The 17,929-nt window shown below is 53.8% G+C and carries 16 protein-coding genes and 2 tRNA genes; 3 read left to right on the plus strand and 15 right to left on the minus strand.

The features are described 5' to 3' along the window. Position 1 precedes the first annotated feature (1 nt). From mtr to EAE_RS04350, 12 genes are all read right to left on the minus strand, one after another. Complete coding sequence (gene mtr, locus EAE_RS04295) at positions 2 to 1,246, minus strand: tryptophan permease (protein WP_015369532.1); 1,245 nt, start codon at positions 1,244 to 1,246, stop codon at positions 2 to 4. A gap of 144 nt (positions 1,247 to 1,390) precedes the next feature. Beyond that, entirely contained in the window at positions 1,391 to 3,325 is a 1,935-nt protein-coding gene (locus EAE_RS04300; RefSeq protein WP_015369531.1) for a DEAD/DEAH family ATP-dependent RNA helicase, read from the minus strand. Beyond that, positions 3,318 to 3,398 carry a protein YrbN gene (gene yrbN, locus EAE_RS04305; RefSeq protein ID WP_086538083.1) on the minus strand — a complete coding sequence of 27 codons (81 nt, stop codon included), beginning with the start codon at positions 3,396 to 3,398 and terminating at the stop codon, positions 3,318 to 3,320. Before yrbN ends, EAE_RS04300 begins: the two co-directional genes overlap by 8 nt. A gap of 103 nt (positions 3,399 to 3,501) precedes the next feature. Further along, entirely contained in the window at positions 3,502 to 4,386 is an 885-nt protein-coding gene (gene nlpI / locus EAE_RS04310) for a lipoprotein NlpI (protein ID WP_015703595.1), read from the minus strand. A 107-nt stretch (positions 4,387 to 4,493) separates the two neighbouring features. Continuing rightward, complete coding sequence (pnp, locus tag EAE_RS04315; protein WP_015369529.1) at positions 4,494 to 6,629, minus strand: polyribonucleotide nucleotidyltransferase; 2,136 nt, start codon at positions 6,627 to 6,629, stop codon at positions 4,494 to 4,496. Positions 6,630 to 6,870: 241 nt separating this feature from the next. Then, complete coding sequence (gene rpsO, locus EAE_RS04320) at positions 6,871 to 7,140, minus strand: 30S ribosomal protein S15 (protein WP_015369527.1); 270 nt, start codon at positions 7,138 to 7,140, stop codon at positions 6,871 to 6,873. Positions 7,141 to 7,288: 148 nt separating this feature from the next. Next, complete coding sequence (gene truB, locus EAE_RS04325) at positions 7,289 to 8,233, minus strand: tRNA pseudouridine(55) synthase TruB (protein WP_015703596.1); 945 nt, start codon at positions 8,231 to 8,233, stop codon at positions 7,289 to 7,291. After that, positions 8,233 to 8,634, minus strand: coding sequence for a 30S ribosome-binding factor RbfA (rbfA, locus tag EAE_RS04330; protein ID WP_002918248.1), 402 nt, complete (start codon positions 8,632 to 8,634; stop codon positions 8,233 to 8,235). The genes truB and rbfA overlap by 1 nt, the downstream gene beginning before the upstream one ends. Positions 8,635 to 8,739: 105 nt before the next feature. Continuing rightward, positions 8,740 to 11,430 carry a translation initiation factor IF-2 gene (gene infB / locus EAE_RS04335; RefSeq protein WP_015703597.1) on the minus strand — a complete coding sequence of 897 codons (2,691 nt, stop codon included), beginning with the start codon at positions 11,428 to 11,430 and terminating at the stop codon, positions 8,740 to 8,742. 24 nt (positions 11,431 to 11,454) lie between these two features. After that, positions 11,455 to 12,942 carry a transcription termination factor NusA gene (gene nusA / locus EAE_RS04340; RefSeq protein WP_015369524.1) on the minus strand — a complete coding sequence of 496 codons (1,488 nt, stop codon included), beginning with the start codon at positions 12,940 to 12,942 and terminating at the stop codon, positions 11,455 to 11,457. 27 nt (positions 12,943 to 12,969) lie between these two features. Further along, entirely contained in the window at positions 12,970 to 13,422 is a 453-nt protein-coding gene (gene rimP, locus EAE_RS04345; RefSeq protein WP_015703598.1) for a ribosome maturation factor RimP, read from the minus strand. Between the two features lie 206 nt (positions 13,423 to 13,628). Then, positions 13,629 to 13,705: transfer RNA gene (locus tag EAE_RS04350), tRNA-Met, on the minus strand. Between the two features lie 306 nt (positions 13,706 to 14,011). Between EAE_RS04350 and argG the strand changes: the two genes are divergently transcribed. From argG to EAE_RS04370, 3 genes are all read left to right on the plus strand, one after another. After that, the gene (gene argG / locus EAE_RS04360) at positions 14,012 to 15,355 is read left to right on the plus strand and encodes an argininosuccinate synthase (protein ID WP_015369521.1); all 1,344 of its coding nucleotides are present in this window, start codon (positions 14,012 to 14,014) and stop codon (positions 15,353 to 15,355) included. Between the two features lie 170 nt (positions 15,356 to 15,525). Continuing rightward, positions 15,526 to 16,155 (plus strand): winged helix-turn-helix transcriptional regulator, encoded by a 630-nt coding sequence (locus EAE_RS04365; RefSeq protein WP_015703599.1) that lies wholly within the window; start codon positions 15,526 to 15,528, stop codon positions 16,153 to 16,155. 173 nt (positions 16,156 to 16,328) lie between these two features. Next, positions 16,329 to 16,880: a YfaZ family outer membrane protein gene (locus EAE_RS04370; RefSeq protein ID WP_015369519.1), complete on the plus strand. Its 552-nt coding sequence runs from the start codon at positions 16,329 to 16,331 to the stop codon at positions 16,878 to 16,880. A 38-nt stretch (positions 16,881 to 16,918) separates the two neighbouring features. Here EAE_RS04370 and EAE_RS04375 read toward each other — a convergent pair whose 3' ends face one another. The 3 genes from EAE_RS04375 to secG form a co-directional block, all read right to left on the minus strand. Continuing rightward, complete coding sequence (locus EAE_RS04375; protein ID WP_370429547.1) at positions 16,919 to 17,203, minus strand: hypothetical protein; 285 nt, start codon at positions 17,201 to 17,203, stop codon at positions 16,919 to 16,921. Between the two features lie 260 nt (positions 17,204 to 17,463). Further along, positions 17,464 to 17,550 (minus strand) — tRNA-Leu (locus tag EAE_RS04380). A 9-nt stretch (positions 17,551 to 17,559) separates the two neighbouring features. After that, entirely contained in the window at positions 17,560 to 17,889 is a 330-nt protein-coding gene (gene secG / locus EAE_RS04385; RefSeq protein WP_015703601.1) for a preprotein translocase subunit SecG, read from the minus strand. Positions 17,890 to 17,929: the final 40 nt, after the last annotated feature.

Raw genomic sequence — 17,929 nt, forward strand, 5'->3', positions numbered from 1 at the left:
GTTATTGATAAACCGGCAACAGATTAAAGCTCGACAGGAAATGCACCACCGCGTTGCCGAGCCCGAACAGCAGGATCAGCGCAATCATCGGTTTTCCGCCCCAAACACGGAACTGTGGGCTGCCGAAGCGTTTACGCGAAGCGCGAGCCAGCAGCGCCGGCACAATCGCCGCCCATACCGTCGCCGCCAGGCCGGCATAGCCGATGGCGTAAAGGAAACCATCTGGTTTCACCAGCCCACCGATCATCGGCGGGATAAAGGTCAACAGCGCGGTTTTAAAGCGTCCCATCGCGCTATCGTCAAAGCCAAACAGATCAGCGAGATAATCGAACAGCCCCAGCGTCACGCCGAGGAAGGAACTGGCGACGGCAAAGTTGGAGAACACCACCAGCAGCAGATCCAGACCGCGGCTATTCAGCACGCCGCTCAGCGCCTGCACCAGCACATCAATGTTGCCGCCCTTCTGGGCGATACCGATAAACTGCGGACGAGGGATATTCCCCATCGTCACCAGCAGCCAGACCACATACAGACCCAGCGCCAGTAGCGTACCGTAAATCAGACAGCGGGTAATGGTGCGCGGATCCTTACCATAATATTTCATCAGGCTCGGCACGTTACCGTGATAGCCAAACGAGGCCAGGCAGAACGGCAGCGTCATCAGCAGGTATGGCGCATAGGAGGCATTCTTCTCCACGACGTTAAACAGCGTCGTCGGCTCAACGTGCCCCAACAGGCTGCCGAAGGTCAGGAAGAAGGTAATCACCTTAGCGCCCAGTACGATAGCCGTCATGCGGCTCACCGCTTTCGTGCTCATCCAGACGATAAAGGCCACCAGCAGCGCAAAGCCGAAGCCCGCAGCGCGCGCCGGTACGTTCAGCGACATTTCACTGAAGGTGTGGTGCAGGATCGAACCGCTCGCAGAAATATAGGCGTAGGTCAGGATATACAGCACAAAGGCGATCGACACGCCGTTCACCAGGTTCCAGCCTTTGCCGAGCAGGTCTTTGGTAATGGTGTCGAAGCTGGAGCCAATCCGGTAGTTAAGGTTGGCTTCCAGAATCATCAAACCGGAGTGCAGCATGCAGAACCAGGTAAAAACCAGCGCCGCCAGCGACCAGAAAAACCACGCGCCGGACATGACCACCGGCAGCGAGAACATGCCCGCGCCAATAATTGTGCCGCCGATAATCACCACGCCGCCAAATAAAGACGGTCGGGTGGCCGTAGTGGTTAGTGTCGCCATTTGCCGAAATCTCCAGTCGAAAATACTTCGCTCACGTTGAGCATGACGCACTGTACCAGTACACGAGTACAAAAGAAATAAAAAAAGCCCCAATCATGACGATCGGGGCTGTATTATTTACTTTACGCTAAGGGATTGCGCTTATTACGCATCGCCACCGAAACGACGACGACCCGCGGAATCATCACGGCGCGGCGCGGAAGCATCGTCACGACGCGGCGCGCGGCCGCCTTCACGACGTTCGCCGCTGAAACGACGACCTTCACCACGACCGCCTTCACGACGTTCGCCACCGAAGCTACGACCGCCTTCACGACGCTCGCCGCCGAAGCCACGACCGCCTTCACGACGCTCGCCGCCGCCACGACGTTCGGTGCGCGGCTGCGCATCGCCCAGCAGCTGCATGTTCATCGGCTTGTTCAGGATGCGGGTACGAGTAAAGTGCTGCAGCACTTCGCCCGGCATACCTTTCGGCAATTCGATGGTGGAGTGAGAACCGAACAGCTTAATGTTGCCGATGTAGCGGCTGCTGATGTCGCCTTCGTTAGCGATCGCGCCAACGATATGACGAACTTCAACGCCGTCATCACGGCCCACTTCAATGCGGTACAGTTCCATTTCACCCACGTCACGACGCTCACGCTTCGGACGATCTTCACGATCGCCACGCGGGCCGCGGTCATTACGGTCGCCACGACGTTCGAAACGGTCATCACGATCGCGGAATTCACGACGCGGACGCATCGGCGCATCCGGCGGAACGATCAGAGAACGTTCGCCCTGGGCCATTTTCAGCAGCGCAGCGGCCAGCGTTTCCACGTCCAGCTCTTCGCCTTCCGCGGTCGGCTGGATTTTCGCCAGCAGCGCACGGTACTGGTCCAGATCGCTGCTTTCCAGCTGCTGCTGAACTTTAGCGGCGAATTTCTCCAGACGACGTTTGCCCAGCAGTTCTGCGTTCGGCAGTTCTACTTCAGGGATCGTCAGCTTCATCGTACGTTCGATGTTACGCAGCAGGCGACGCTCACGGTTCTCAACGAACAGCAGCGCGCGACCCGCACGACCCGCACGACCGGTACGGCCGATACGGTGAACGTAAGATTCGGAATCCATCGGGATGTCATAGTTAACAACCAGGCTGATACGCTCAACGTCCAGGCCACGGGCCGCAACGTCGGTGGCGATCAAGATATCCAGACGACCGTCTTTCAGGCGCTCCAGAGTCTGCTCACGCAGCGCCTGGTTCATATCGCCGTTCAGCGCGGCGCTGTTATAGCCGCTACGCTCCAGCGCTTCTGCCACTTCCAGGGTCGCGTTTTTGGTACGCACGAAGATAATCGCCGCATCAAAGTCTTCCGCTTCCAGGAAACGCACCAGCGCTTCGTTTTTACGCATGCCGTAAGCAGTCCAGTAGCTCTGGCTGATGTCCGGGCGCGTGGTGACGCTGGACTGAATGCGCACTTCCTGCGGCTCTTTCATGAAGCGGCGGGTAATGCGACGAATCGCTTCCGGCATCGTGGCGGAGAACAGAGCGGTCTGATGACCTTCCGGGATCTGCGCCATGATAGTTTCTACGTCTTCGATAAAGCCCATGCGCAGCATTTCATCTGCTTCGTCCAGTACCAGACCGCTCAGTTTAGAGAGATCCAGCGTACCGCGCTTCAGGTGGTCCAGCAGACGACCCGGGGTACCGACAACGATCTGCGGCCCCTGACGCAGGGCGCGCAGCTGCACGTCATAACGCTGGCCGCCGTACAGGGCAACCACGTTTACGCCGCGCATATGTTTAGAGAATTCCGTCATTGCTTCAGCAACCTGTACCGCCAGTTCGCGGGTCGGCGCCAGCACCAGAATCTGCGGTGCTCTCAGCTCAGGATCGATGTTGTTCAGCAGCGGTAAAGAGAACGCTGCGGTCTTACCACTACCGGTCTGGGCCATACCCAGAACGTCGCGGCCGTCCAGCAGATGCGGAATGCACTCAGCCTGGATCGGAGATGGTTTTTCGTAACCCAGATCGTTAAGCGCTTCAAGGATAGGAGCCTTCAGGCCCAGATCTGCAAAAGTGGTTTCGAATTCAGCCATGTAGTACGTGTGCCTCAAAATTAATGGCGGCCAGTCTACATAACTCATCGTGAAAATTTAGAGTAATTTTCATTGAAAAGTGTGAACCGGCTCAAAGTAGGTGTATTAACGAACAACAACGCCCTCACCCGCGAAGGTGATGGCAATCAAAAAAAGGGCTGATGTGTGTTCGTCAGCTATTGCTGGTCCGATTCTGCCAGGTCATCTTGCTCCTGGCCCAAGAGCGATAATTCCAACAATGCGTATCGGTGCTCAACGTAGTTATGAACGTTGTTAGCGACCGCCAGTTTGAACAGTGCCGTAGCGCTGTCCTTGTCCCCCAGACTTAGGTAGTACTTACCTAAATAGAAGTTGGTTTCACTGAGATGCTCAGCGAGCGAGGTGTTATCCGTTGCGTCTGCCTTCAGACGGGTCATCAGCTCTTTTTCGCTAATGTCGCCAAGGTAGAACTCGACAATGTTCCATCCCCATTGCTCTTTGTCCGACTTGTTGAAGTGCTGTTTCAGTGCTTCAAGCGCCTGCTTCTCATCAAGCTTACGCTCGGCGAGGTATAACCACAGACTGCGGAAAGGATCATTGGGATCGTCTTGATAAAACGCCAGCAGATCATCTTGCGCTAACTTAGCACGGCCACCGTAATACAGAGCGATGCCGCGGTTTAAGTGCGCGTAGTTGTAAGTTGGATCAAGCTCAAGTACAGAATCAAACGCTTCATAGGCAGCATCAAAATTGCCTGCCTGCGTTAAATAAATGCCTAAGTAATTGAATACTTCAGGCATATCGGGTCGGATTGCCAGCGCTTGTGAAAAATCATTTCGCGCTAATGCCCTCAGACCGAGACTATCATACAACACTCCGCGCTCATATAAAAGCTGTGCGCGTTCGTCATCGGTTAAAGCCCGACTGGCAAGAATTTGTTCCATGCGCGCCAGAATCACTTCTTGCTGCAAAGTCGGTTGCAATGGTACCGCGAGGACGGCGTCCTTACGCCAGGCAGAGTTGCTGCATCCTGCCAGCGTGAGAGCTGTCGCCACGAAACACCAGCGCAGAAAAGGCTTCATTTCCCACTCCCGAAGACAACGATTGGATGAACGTCCAGTTCCCCGGCTGCAAAAAGGCATCCTGCCCGGAATAGACCCTCCGCCGAAGCGGAGGGCAATCGGCAACCTTACTCGCCCTGCTCTGCGGCCGGAGCTTCCGGCGCGTTAGCTGGCTGAGCCTGCTCAGTTGCTTCTTTAATGCTCAGACGTACGCGGCCCTGACGGTCAACTTCCAGAACCTTAACCGGTACTTCCTGACCCATCTGCAGGTAATCAGTCACTTTCTCAACGCGCTTGTCAGCGATCTGAGAGATGTGAACCAGACCTTCTTTACCGCCGCCGATGGCAACGAATGCGCCAAAGTCAACGATACGGGTCACTTTACCATTGTAGATACGGCCAACTTCGATCTCAGCGGTGATCTCTTCGATACGGCGGATAGCGTGCTGAGCTTTGTCACCGTCGGTCGCTGCGATCTTCACGGTACCGTCATCTTCGATTTCGATGGTGGTGCCGGTTTCTTCGGTCAGGGCACGGATAACAGAACCGCCTTTACCGATAACGTCTTTGATCTTGTCCGGGTTGATCTTGATGGTGTGGATACGCGGTGCGAATTCGGAGATATCGCCGCGCGGCGCGTTAATCGCCTGTTCCATCACGCCCAGGATGTGCAGACGCGCACCTTTAGCCTGGTTCAGAGCAACCTGCATGATTTCTTTGGTGATACCTTCAATTTTAATATCCATCTGCAGCGCAGAGATACCGTCGCGAGAACCCGCAACTTTGAAGTCCATATCGCCAAGGTGGTCTTCGTCACCCAGAATGTCGGACAGTACGACGAAGTTATCGCCTTCTTTCACCAGACCCATTGCGATACCCGCAACGGCGGCTTTCACCGGCACGCCAGCGTCCATCAGCGCCAGAGATGCGCCACAGACGGAAGCCATGGAAGAAGAACCGTTGGATTCGGTGATTTCAGATACCACGCGAACGGTGTACGGGAATTCGTCGATTGTCGGCATTACGGCCAGAACGCCGCGCTTAGCCAGACGACCGTGACCGATTTCACGACGCTTCGGAGAACCAACCATGCCAGTTTCACCTACGGAGTACGGAGGGAAGTTGTAGTGGAACAGGAAGGAGTCCGTGCGCTCGCCCATCAGTTCGTCGATGTTCTGCGCGTCGCGTGCGGTACCCAGAGTCGCGGTAACCAGCGCCTGAGTTTCGCCACGGGTAAACAGTGCGGAACCGTGAGTACGCGGCAATACGCCGGTACGAACGTCCAGACCACGGATCATGTCTTTTTCGCGGCCATCGATACGCGGCTCGCCTGCCAGTACGCGGCTACGGACGACGTTTTTCTCGATAGCGTGCAGGATTTCACCCAGTTCGTTGGCGTCCAGGGTTTCATCTTCGGCAACCAGCGTCGCGATGGTTTCAGATTTGATCACGTCAACCTGAGCGTAACGCTCTTGTTTGTCGGTGATACGGTAAGCATCGCTCAGGCGGGATTCAGCCAGCGCAGCAACGCGCGCGTTCAGGGCGGCGTCAACCACTTCCGGCTGCCAGTCCCAACGCGGTTTACCGGCTTCTTTCACCAGGTCGTTGATGTTCTGAATAACAACCTGCTGCTGCTCGTGGCCAAAGACCACCGCGCCCAGCATCTGGTCTTCGCTCAGCAGTTCAGCTTCGGATTCAACCATCAGTACGGCCGCTTCGGTACCGGCAACCACCAGATCCAGTTTGCTGGATTTCAGCTCTTCCTGGGTTGGGTTCAGTACGTACTGGTCGTTGATGTAACCCACGCGAGCGGCGCCGATTGGGCCATTGAACGGAATACCGGACAGCGACAGCGCGGCGGATGCGCCGATCATCGCGACGATATCCGGGTTAACCTGCGGGTTAACGGAAACAACGGTCGCGATAACCTGAACTTCGTTAACGAAGCCTTCCGGGAACAGCGGACGAACCGGGCGGTCAATCAGACGCGCGATCAGGGTTTCGCCTTCGCTTGGACGGCCTTCACGACGGAAGAAGCCACCCGGGATTTTACCGGCAGCGTAAGTACGCTCCTGGTAGTTAACAGTCAGCGGGAAGAAGTCCTGGCCCGGTTTCGCTTTTTTCTGACCCACAACGGTAACGAATACCGCGGTGTCATCCATGCTAACCATCACAGCGGCCGTTGCCTGGCGCGCCATCATACCGGTTTCCAGGGTTACGGTGTGCTGGCCGTACTGGAATTTACGAACGATCGGATTAAGCAAAATTCTATCCTTTTATCTAAAAATGACGCCATATCTACGATATCGCGCCTGATGACCCGATCCTCTGCATCCTCGCGACTAATGACAACCTTTACCCGCCCCTGCGGATGAAGCCTCTCATTAGCCGCGCGAACCTCTGCATGAAGATCATTAATAGCAACAATACATGAGTTTTTAATGAATTGCTGCCGCCTGGTCGAAAAAAGGGGCCGTGAGGCCCCTTTTTCTGAAACTCGCAGAATTAGCGACGCAGACCCAGACGCTCGATCAGCGAAGAGTAACGTGCAACATCTTTACGTTTCAGGTAGTCGAGCAGTTTACGACGCTGAGAAACCATGCGCAGCAGACCACGACGGCTGTGGTGATCTTTTTTGTGCTCTGCAAAGTGACCCTGCAGGTGGTTGATCTGTGCAGTCAGCAGTGCAACCTGAACTTCAGTAGAACCGCTGTCGTTTGCGCCACGACCGAACTCAGAAACGATTTGTGCTTTAGCTTCAACGCTTAGAGACATTTTCAAACTCCAAAATTATAAGTAAAGAAAGGGTGCCGATCTCTAATTCAGCAACCCCTGATGCAACGCCCGAAAATGTTAAAACACTTTAGCGGACGTTAAGCGGCGATATTCTACTCGTAGCAGGCTTTTATCGCAACAAAAGCGCTTACTGTGGGTATTCCACCACCAGACGACGAGGCGCGACGCGGCCTTCATCGTCGATTTCGCCCATACCGAGGAACCTACCGGACTCGCTTTCCATCACTCGCACCAGCCCGTTCAGCGGCGCGCCTGACTGACGAACCGGGTTGCCGTTTTTAAAGTAGACCGCGGAAGTTTCCGGAATATGAACCAGCGGGTAATCCGACGCGGGGCTATCCATCGGCATCAGCAGCGGGTCAAGCAGTTGAGCGGCGGGAATATCCTCTGCCGCCGCCTGTTCGACCAGCGCCTGCAGTTGCTCCAGGGTCACCATCCGCTCGACCGGGTATTTGCTCACCGCCAGGCGACGCAGGAAAATCACGTGCGCGCCGCAGCCAAGCTTCTCGCCCAAATCATCGATAATCGTACGGATGTAGGTACCTTTCGAACAGTGGATCTCAAGCTCCAGTTCATCGCCTTCATGGCGAATAAACAGCAGCTCATAGACCGTAATCGGCCGGGCTTCACGCGGAACCTCAATGCCCTGACGAGCGTATTCGTACAGCTTTTTACCCTGATATTTCAGCGCCGAGTACATCGACGGCACCTGCTGAGTCTCGCCGCGGAAGCTATCCAGCGCCGCCGCCAGCTGTTCTTCGTTAAAGGTTAGCGGGCGTTCCTCCACCACCTGGCCATCGGCGTCGGAGGTATCCGTACGCTGACCAAGTTTGGCGATCACGCGATAACGCTTATCAGAATCCAGCAGATACTGGGAAAACTTAGTCGCTTCGCCAAGGCAGACCGGCAGCATACCGGTCGCCAGCGGATCCAGCGCGCCGGTATGGCCAGCGCGGTTGGCATTATAAATACGTTTTACTTTCTGCAGCACATCGTTGCTGGAGGCGCCCTGAGGCTTATCCAGCAGCAATACGCCGTGCACGTCGCGGCCGCGACGACGAGGACGACTCATTAGTCCTCCTTGCTGTCGTCCGGGTTCACACGACGCTCATCGTCGTGTTTCACCACGCTGGTAACCAGGTTGGACATGCGCATCCCTTCGACCAGCGAGTTGTCGTAGAAGAAAGTCAGTTCCGGCACGATGCGCAGGCGCATCGCTTTGCCCAGCAGAGAGCGGATAAAGCCAGAGGCTTCCTGCAGCGCTTTGATGCCCGCTTTCACCGCGGCTTCATCTTTGTCGTTGAGGAAGGTGACATACACTTTGGCATAGGCCAGGTCACGGGACATTTCTACGCCGGAAACGGTGGTCATCATGCCCAGACGCGGGTCTTTGATTTCACGCTGCAGGATGATGGCAATTTCTTTTTGCATCTCCTGGGCCACGCGCTGCGGGCGACCGAATTCTTTCGCCATAATAAATTCTCCAGAATAAAGACAAAAAAGGGGCCAAAAGCCCCTTTTTAAAATTATTGCCGGGTGGCGCTTCGCTTACCCGGCCTACGCTTAGCTATCTGACGATTAATCGATACTACGCTGGATTTCGATGATTTCGAACACTTCGATCATATCGCCAACGCGAACGTCGTTGTAGTTCTTCACGCCGATACCACATTCCATGCCGTTACGGACTTCGTTAACGTCATCTTTGAAGCGGCGCAGGGATTCCAGCTCGCCTTCATAGATAACCACGTTGTCGCGCAGGACGCGGATTGGGTTGTGACGTTTAATCGTACCTTCGGTAACCATACAGCCCGCGATGGCGCCGAATTTCGGCGATTTGAAGACATCACGCACTTCAGCCAGACCGATGATCTGCTGTTTCAGTTCCGGAGACAGCATGCCGCTCATCGCTGCTTTCACTTCGTCGATCAGGTTATAGATGACGGAGTAGTAACGCAGATCCAGGCTTTCTGACTCGATAACTTTACGTGCGGAAGCATCGGCACGAACGTTGAAGCCAACCAGAATCGCGTTGGAAGCGGCAGCCAGGGTCGCGTCGGTTTCGGTGATACCACCTACGCCGGAACCGATGATCTTCACTTTAACTTCGTCGGTAGACAGTTTCAGTAAGGAATCGGAAATCGCTTCGACAGAGCCCTGCACGTCCGCTTTCAGCACGATGTTCACTTCGTGAACTTCGCCTTCGGTCATGTTAGCGAACATGTTTTCCAGTTTAGATTTCTGCTGGCGAGCCAGTTTAACTTCACGGAATTTACCCTGACGATACAGCGCAACTTCACGCGCTTTTTTCTCGTCACGAACAACGGTAACTTCATCACCCGCCGCCGGAACGCCGGACAGACCGAGGATTTCCACCGGAATGGACGGACCCGCTTCCAGCACTTCGCGACCCAGTTCGTCACGCATCGCACGTACGCGGCCATATTCAAAGCCACACAGTACGATATCGCCCTTATGCAGAGTACCTTCGCGAACCAGAACGGTAGCTACCGGACCGCGACCTTTATCCAGGAAGGATTCGATGACCGCGCCGCTCGCCATACCGTTACGTACCGCTTTCAGTTCGAGAACTTCAGCCTGCAGCAGGATTGCGTTCAGCAGGTCGTCGATACCGGTACCGACTTTCGCTGATACTGGGATGAACTGCGCTTCACCGCCCCACTCTTCCGGCATCACGCCGTACTGGGAGAGTTCGTTCTTCACGCGATCCATATCCGCTTCCGGCTTATCGATCTTGTTCACTGCAACCACTACCGGCACCTGCGCCGCTTTGGCGTGCTGGATAGCTTCCACAGTCTGCGGCATCACGCCGTCGTCTGCCGCCACCACCAGAACCACGATATCCGTCGCCTGCGCGCCACGAGCACGCATAGAGGTAAACGCGGCGTGGCCCGGGGTATCCAGGAAGGTGATCATGCCGTTGTCGGTTTCTACGTGGTACGCGCCGATGTGCTGGGTAATACCACCCGCTTCGCCGGAGGCAACCTTAGTAGAACGAATGTAGTCCAGCAGAGAGGTTTTACCGTGGTCAACGTGACCCATGATGGTCACTACCGGTGCGCGCGGTTCAGCCGCAGCGCCGGTGTCACGGTCGCTCATTACTGCTTCTTCCAGCTCGTTTTCACGACGCAGGATAACTTTGTGGCCCATCTCTTCGGCAACCAGCTGTGCGGTTTCCTGGTCGATGACCTGGTTGATGGTCGCCATCGCGCCCAGTTTCATCATCGCTTTGATGACCTGAGAGCCTTTGACCGCCATCTTGTTGGCCAGCTCGCCAACGGTGATGGTTTCGCCGATCACAACATCACGGTTAACGGCCTGAGCCGGCTTCTGGAAGCCCTGCTGCAGAGAAGAACCTTTACGATGTTTGCCGCCTTTACCGCCGCGAACGGCCGCACGGGCTTCTTCACGGTCAGCTTTGGATTCAGCGTGTTTGTTGCCTTTCTTCGCCGGACGCGCAGCTTTGCTGTTACGGCCGCGGCCGCGACCGCCTTCAACTTCACGATCGTTATCATCTTCAGCCTGACGCGCATGCTGAGAGGTGGTTACGTGGTAGTCGGTCGTTTCTTCTGGGGTTTCCGGAGTTTCACTCCAGTTTTTTTCATTTTCTTCAGCCATACGGCGTGCTTCTTCCGCTACACGGCGCGCTTCTTCTTCAAGTTTGCGGCGTGCTTCTTCTTCCGATTTGCGCTTCAGCTCCGCTGCTTCGTTCTCACGGCGGATCTTTTCAGCCTGGGCGGTCTTGGTCATTTCGTCGGTATGTTGATTGCTCACTTTGTCTTTTTCCGCGGCTTCACGTTTCGCTTTATCAGCGACTTCACGTTTAGCTTGTTCTGCGGCCTCACGTTCAGCTTTTAATTGCGCCTCGCGTTTAGCTGCTTCTTCAGCTTCACGACGGGCCTGCTCTTCCGCTTCACGCTGCGCCTGCTCTTCCGCGGCCAGGCGTTCAGCCTCTTGCGGATCGCGTTTCACAAAGGTGCGTTTCTTGCGGACTTCGATTTGTACCGATTTACTCTTTCCACCGGTACCTGGAATATTTAACGTGCTGCGCGTTTTACGCTGCAACGTCAGCTTGTCAGGCGCCGAGCCGTGTTCACGGTTCAGGTGCGTTAACAAGGTTTGCTTCTCTTGCGCGGTCACAGAATCATCAGCCGATTTGCGAATGCCTGCATCAGCAAATTGCTGTATCAGGCGATCCACAGAGGTCTGAATTTCTGAGGCCAGCGCTTTAATAGTCACATCTGTCATGCTGTTCCTTCCTGCTACAGTTTATTACGCTTCGTCGCCGAACCAACAAATGTTGCGAGCAGCCATGATGAGTTCACCAGCTTTCTCGTCGGTCATACCTTCGATATCAGCCAGGTCATCAACGCCCTGTTCGGCGAGATCTTCCAGCGTACAAACACCACGGGCAGCCAGCTTAAACGCCAGAGCACGGTCCAAACCTTCCAGATTCAATAAATCGTCGGCAGGTTTGTTGTCTCCCAGGCTTTCTTCCTGAGCCAGCGCCAGTGTAGTCAGTGCGTTTTTCGCACGCTCACGAAGTGCTTCAACGGTCGCTTCATCAAGGCCGTCGATTTCCAGCAGTTCTTTCATCGGCACATAGGCCAGTTCTTCCAGCGAGGAGAAGCCCTCTTCAACCAGTACGGTTGCGAAATCTTCATCAATATCGAGATATTTGGTGAAGGTATCGATAGCGGCATGGGCTTCAGCCTGGTGCTTAGCCTGCAGGTCATCAACGGTCATGACGTTGAGTTCCCAGCCGCTGAGCTGCGATGCCAGGCGGACGTTCTGACCGTTACGGCCGATCGCCTGCGCCAGGTTGCCTGCTTCTACCGCGATGTCCATGGTGTGTTTATCTTCATCCACCACGATGGACGCGACGTCAGCCGGCGCCATGGCGTTAATCACGAACTGCGCCGGGTTATCATCCCACAGGACGATATCGATGCGCTCGCCACCAAGCTCGGTAGAAACCGCCTGAACGCGCGCACCGCGCATACCTACGCAAGCGCCAACCGGGTCGATACGCTTGTCATTGGTTTTCACGGCGATTTTCGCACGAGAACCCGGATCGCGGGCTGCGGCTTTGATTTCCAGCACTTCTTCGCCAATTTCCGGCACTTCAATGCGGAACAGTTCGACCAGCATCTCCGGTTTGGAGCGAGTCACGAACAGCTGCGCGCCGCGCGCTTCCGGACGAACGGCGTACAGCACGCCGCGAATACGGTCGCCCGGACGGAAGTTTTCACGCGGCAGCATATCTTCACGCAGGATCACGGCTTCAGCGTTGCTGCCCAGATCCAGAGTGATGTTGTCGCGGTTTACTTTTTTCACCACGCCGGTGATGATCTCACCTTCGTGCTCGCGGAACTGATCGACAACCATCGCGCGCTCAGCTTCACGTACTTTCTGTACGATAACCTGTTTAGCGGTCTGCGTGGTGATACGGTCGAAGGTGACAGATTCAATCTGATCTTCAACGTAGTCGCCGACGTTCATGCTTTCATCTTCGTAACGCGCCGCTTCCAGCGTGATCTCGCGAGTCGGTTGAGTCACCTCTTCAACCACCAGCCAGCGACGGAAGGTGTCGAAATCACCGCTTTTACGGTCGATTTCTACGCGAACGTCGATCTCTTGTTCGTATTTTTTCTTGGTCGCCGTTGCCAGAGCGCTTTCCAACGCTTCGAAAATCTTCTCGCGCGGCAGCGCTTTTTCGTTGGAAACGGCTTCAACAACAGCCAAAATTTCTTTGTTCATCGGGGCCTTTCACCTCAATCCAGACTGTTAAAAGTGGGGAACCAGGTTCGCCTTCTGGATGTTACTCAGCGCGAACACTTCATCTTTGCCTTCGACGGTTACCGTGATCATCTCACCGTCTACCGCTTTGATAATGCCCTGCCATTTACGACGGTTCTGTACCGCCATACGTAGCACCAGCGAAACTTCTTCACCGGTGAAACGTTGATAGTGTTCAGCAGTAAACATCGGACGGTCGAGACCAGGCGAAGAGACTTCCAGGTTGTAAGCGACGGTGATTGGATCTTCGACATCCATGACAGCACTGACCTGGTGGCTCACATCAGCACAATCATCAACATTGATGCCATCTTCACTATCAATATAGATGCGCAGTGTGGATGTGCGACCGCGAATAAATTCGATGCCGACCAGCTCAAAGCCAAGCGCTTCAACTGGCGCAGTGAGCATCTCTGTTAATTTTTGCTCTAATGTGGACAAACCCACCCCCAAGACATAAAAAAAGGGCGTATAGCCCAGTTATTCTGAAGTCAGATAACAAAAAACCCCGATAAATCGGGGCTTTAGATAACTGAACCCTGAGACCGCAATTGCGATCTGGAACACCTTCCAGAAGAATTCTTTCAAATCCGGCTACGAAGGACCTAGTCCTCACAGTATATTTGAAAAAGTACTTAATGGGAAAGTGGTTGCGGGGGCCGGATTTGAACCGACGACCTTCGGGTTATGAGCCCGACGAGCTACCAGGCTGCTCCACCCCGCGCCTGAAACGTGGCATATTTTACTCTTTCTGAGTAAAAGACGCAAATACTGCTGGGATTTGGTACCGAGGACGGGACATAAAATCGTGGTGAATTGTATCGATAAATCATATATTTTGTCAACATCCATTTTACACCACCCGCTTGCCGTTTATGCTGGCATTTCAGGCTTTTTTAGCAAAATCACCATCAGGCTCTTCCTGTCGCCAGCAAAAGATGATTAAATGAAAACTCACAATTAGTGCATAAAAATGCAAATTTGTTGTTGAGTCGAACTCACCACAGTCTATCTAGCAGGGTTTTATTTTATGACGACGATTCTTAAGCATCTCCCGGTTGGTCAACGTATTGGTATTGCTTTCTCCGGTGGGCTGGATACCAGCGCCGCCCTGCTGTGGATGCGTAAAAAAGGCGCGGTTCCTTATGCATATACCGCGAATCTGGGCCAGCCTGACGAAGACGACTACGAGGCCATTCCGCGTCGTGCGAAAGAGTATGGCGCAGAAGGCGCTCGTCTGATTGATTGCCGTAAACAACTGGTGGCGGAAGGCATCGCAGCGATTCAGTGCGGCGCATTCCATAACACCACCGGCGGCTTAACCTATTTCAACACCACGCCGCTGGGCCGAGCCGTGACCGGCACCATGCTGGTTGCCGCAATGAAAGAAGATGGCGTCAACATCTGGGGCGACGGTAGCACCTATAAAGGCAACGATATCGAGCGTTTTTATCGCTACGGCCTGCTGACCAATGCGGAACTTCAGATCTACAAGCCGTGGCTGGATAGCGATTTCATTGATGAACTGGGCGGCCGTCATGAAATGTCCGAGTTTATGATAGCCTGCGGATTCGACTACAAAATGTCTGTCGAGAAAGCCTATTCCACCGATTCCAACATGCTGGGCGCGACGCACGAAGCAAAAGATCTCGAATTCCTTAATTCCAGCGTGAAAATCGTCAACCCGATTATGGGTGTGAAGTTCTGGGATGAAAGCGTAAAAATCGCCGCTGAAGAAGTGACCGTGCGTTTTGAACAGGGTCATCCGGTTGCGCTGAATGGTAAAACGTTCAGCGATGACGTCGAACTGATGCTGGAAGCTAACCGCATCGGCGGTCGCCACGGTCTGGGCATGAGCGATCAGATTGAAAACCGCATCATCGAAGCGAAAAGCCGCGGCATCTATGAAGCACCGGGGATGGCACTGCTGCATATCGCCTACGAGCGCCTGCTGACTGGTATCCACAACGAAGATACCATTGAGCAATATCATGCTCATGGCCGTCAGTTGGGTCGCCTGCTCTATCAGGGTCGCTGGTTCGATTCCCAGGCGCTGATGCTGCGCGATTCGTTGCAGCGTTGGGTCGCCAGTCAGATCACCGGCGAAGTGACTCTGGAACTGCGTCGCGGCAACGACTACTCAATCCTGAATACCGTTTCAGACAACCTGACCTATAAAGCAGAGCGTCTGACTATGGAAAAAGGCGATTCCATGTTTACCGCTGAAGATCGTATCGGCCAGCTGACCATGCGCAACCTGGACATTACCGATACCCGTGAGAAGCTATTCGGCTATGCCCAATCCGGGCTACTCAGCGCGTCTTCCGCCACCGGTCTGCCACAGGTTGAAAACCTGGAAAATCGCGATAAATAAACCGCGAAGCCAAACTCTCCAGCCGGCGCTAACCCGCCGGCTTTTTTATTTCCGCAATAAATCCTAAATAACAACTCTGCTTTATCGTTATAGTTTATGACATCACTATTTTTAATAATCACCATCTATAATTTATCGAATACCTGTACTCTTATACCGAGAGGATCGCAATGAATATTAAACCTCCCGTTCGGCCGCAAGACGCGATCAATCGTCTGATGTCGTTGCTGGAACCGCATGCCACGCCAATAAATATGGTCGCAAGGAAAAGGCTTAGCTGGGAATATAAAGGCAAAATCCAGCTCTATCTGTTTAAGAAAGGTGAGCTATCCATTTTTCGCTCATCGGACAGATTACTTATGGTCACCGTCTATGAGCCGCACCTGTTTGGCGTAGCCGAAATGCTGCAGCCCAGCCGTAGCCACGGCCTTCGTGCGGAAATCGATACGGAAATCCTGCGGATTGACAGCGATAAAGCCATGCAACTCTTCAGTGAGCATAACATGTGGGAAGAGGTCACCCGGCTGCTGGCTTACCACACCTCTTATTTGGTGTATCGCGACGATTTAGTATTACAACAGCGGACTTATTCGGTCATTCGTAATCATTTAATGGAAATGTTACTGCTTCCTGAAGAGACCCGCTCGCGGGTATCCATGCTGGAATATATTCAGGACCGCACACATCTGTCGCGCAGCAGTATTCTGAATGTGTTATCAGCGTTGAAAAAGGGCGGCTATATCGAGTTTGCCCGCGGTGGTTATTTACAGAGTATCACCTCCCTGCCTGAGAAGTTTTAGTCCCCGCTTGACCAGCAACTTATCGCCCTCGGCCATTGTTTAAAATTAAACATATAAACGGTAACGGCGGGCGATAAATGCTTCTATTCTGCACATAACTATTAAACCAGAAACCCGTTAATTTTGCCCGAGCGCTCGTATCGGGCATTTTTTTACCCGAAGGAATATGAATAATGAGCATGTTCAGATTGAAATCCATCCTGCTTATCGCGGCCCTGAGCGCCAGCAGCGCCGCCTTCGCTTCCGTTAATCTTCACGGTGAAGCCGGTTCAGAATTCACCAACTTATCAGCCAGCTTTAACCCGCAGGCTCCCGGAATGACCTTTAACGGTAACTGGGCGCATAGCGATAACGATGGCGATACGGTGGGATTGGGCATGGGCTATAACTTTGATCTCGGTCCGTTCCTGCTGACGGCTGGCGGTAAAGCGGTATATCTGAATCCGAACGATGGCGATGAAGGCTATGCGATTGCCCTCGGCGGCGGCGCTCAACTACCGCTTGGCGATTTCTTTACCTTGTTCGGTGAGGCTTATTATTCCCCGGATTCCATGTCCAGCGGCGTTGATGAATATCTCGAAGCCAATGCCGGCTTACGCGTGAATATCATCAAATCCATGAGCATCGAAGCGGGCTATCGCTACATTGATATGGCGGGGAAACATGACCACCGCGATAACGTCCTGGCGGATGGCGCCTATGCGGGTTTCAATTTCCGTTTCTAAGCGCGGCAAACGGGATTGCCTGCCGGCAATCCCTCTTTTTATGCAAGAGATGGTATGGTTTTCAGCAGTTTATTAATTTCCTGCAAGCCCGCAATATTGTTCTCTTTACGGTAGACGTCGTTCATCGAAGCCATTTGCTCAAGTTTGGTTAACGCCCCGTAAACCTGATACGCCTCGCTATCTTTATCAAAGACATCCCGTTTATCTACATCCTGTAAATAGTTGCTTTTGAGCGACTGGCTTAACTTGCTGATAAGCAGGCTGTTATCCTGAAAATAGTTAACGACCGTTGATGATTCCGGCGCGGCCGCGGAATTATTTATAACCGGCACCTGCAGGGTATTCAACGTGTCTACTGTTTCTGGCGACGAATGACTGCTGCATCCGGCCAGGCCCAATACACCGGCAATGATAACTACTTTTAAAGTACGCATGGCGTCACTGAACCTCGTCAAAATTGATGAGGGCGACTTTAGCGATTTCTCGGGGATCAAAACCAGCGGAGTGTTGTTTATAAATAAACAACGCATAGAGGGAACAAAAACAAAAAAAGACGCTTTTCAGCGTCTTTTCTCTGGAATATTGGTACCGAGGATGGGACTCGAACCCACAAGCCCGTTAGGGCACTACCACCTCAAGGTAGCGTGTCTACCAATTCCACCACCTCGGTACAGAATACTTAGTGCGGGATATCGCTGGCCGGCTGAGCCGGTGCGGTTGGCTGAGTCTGCTCAGACTTCGGCGCACTCAGATCATCCCACTCACTTCCTTTATTGGTCTTGTTGCTGTTGATATTACCCAGCGCCAGACTGATGATGAAGAACAGCGCGGCCAGAATGCCGGTCATACGGGTCATGAAGTTACCAGAACCGCTAGAACCAAACAACGTGCCGGAAGCGCCTGCTCCGAAGGAGGCTCCCATGTCAGCGCCTTTACCTTGCTGCAGCATGATCAGGCCAACAAGGGCAATCGCTACAATAAGGAAAATTACTAAAAGAGCTTCGTACATAATCAACCTGTTCCTTGCGGATTCGCCGCATACCAAGTGC

This window comes from Klebsiella aerogenes KCTC 2190, from assembly GCF_000215745.1.
GTDB lineage: Bacteria > Pseudomonadota > Gammaproteobacteria > Enterobacterales > Enterobacteriaceae > Klebsiella > Klebsiella aerogenes.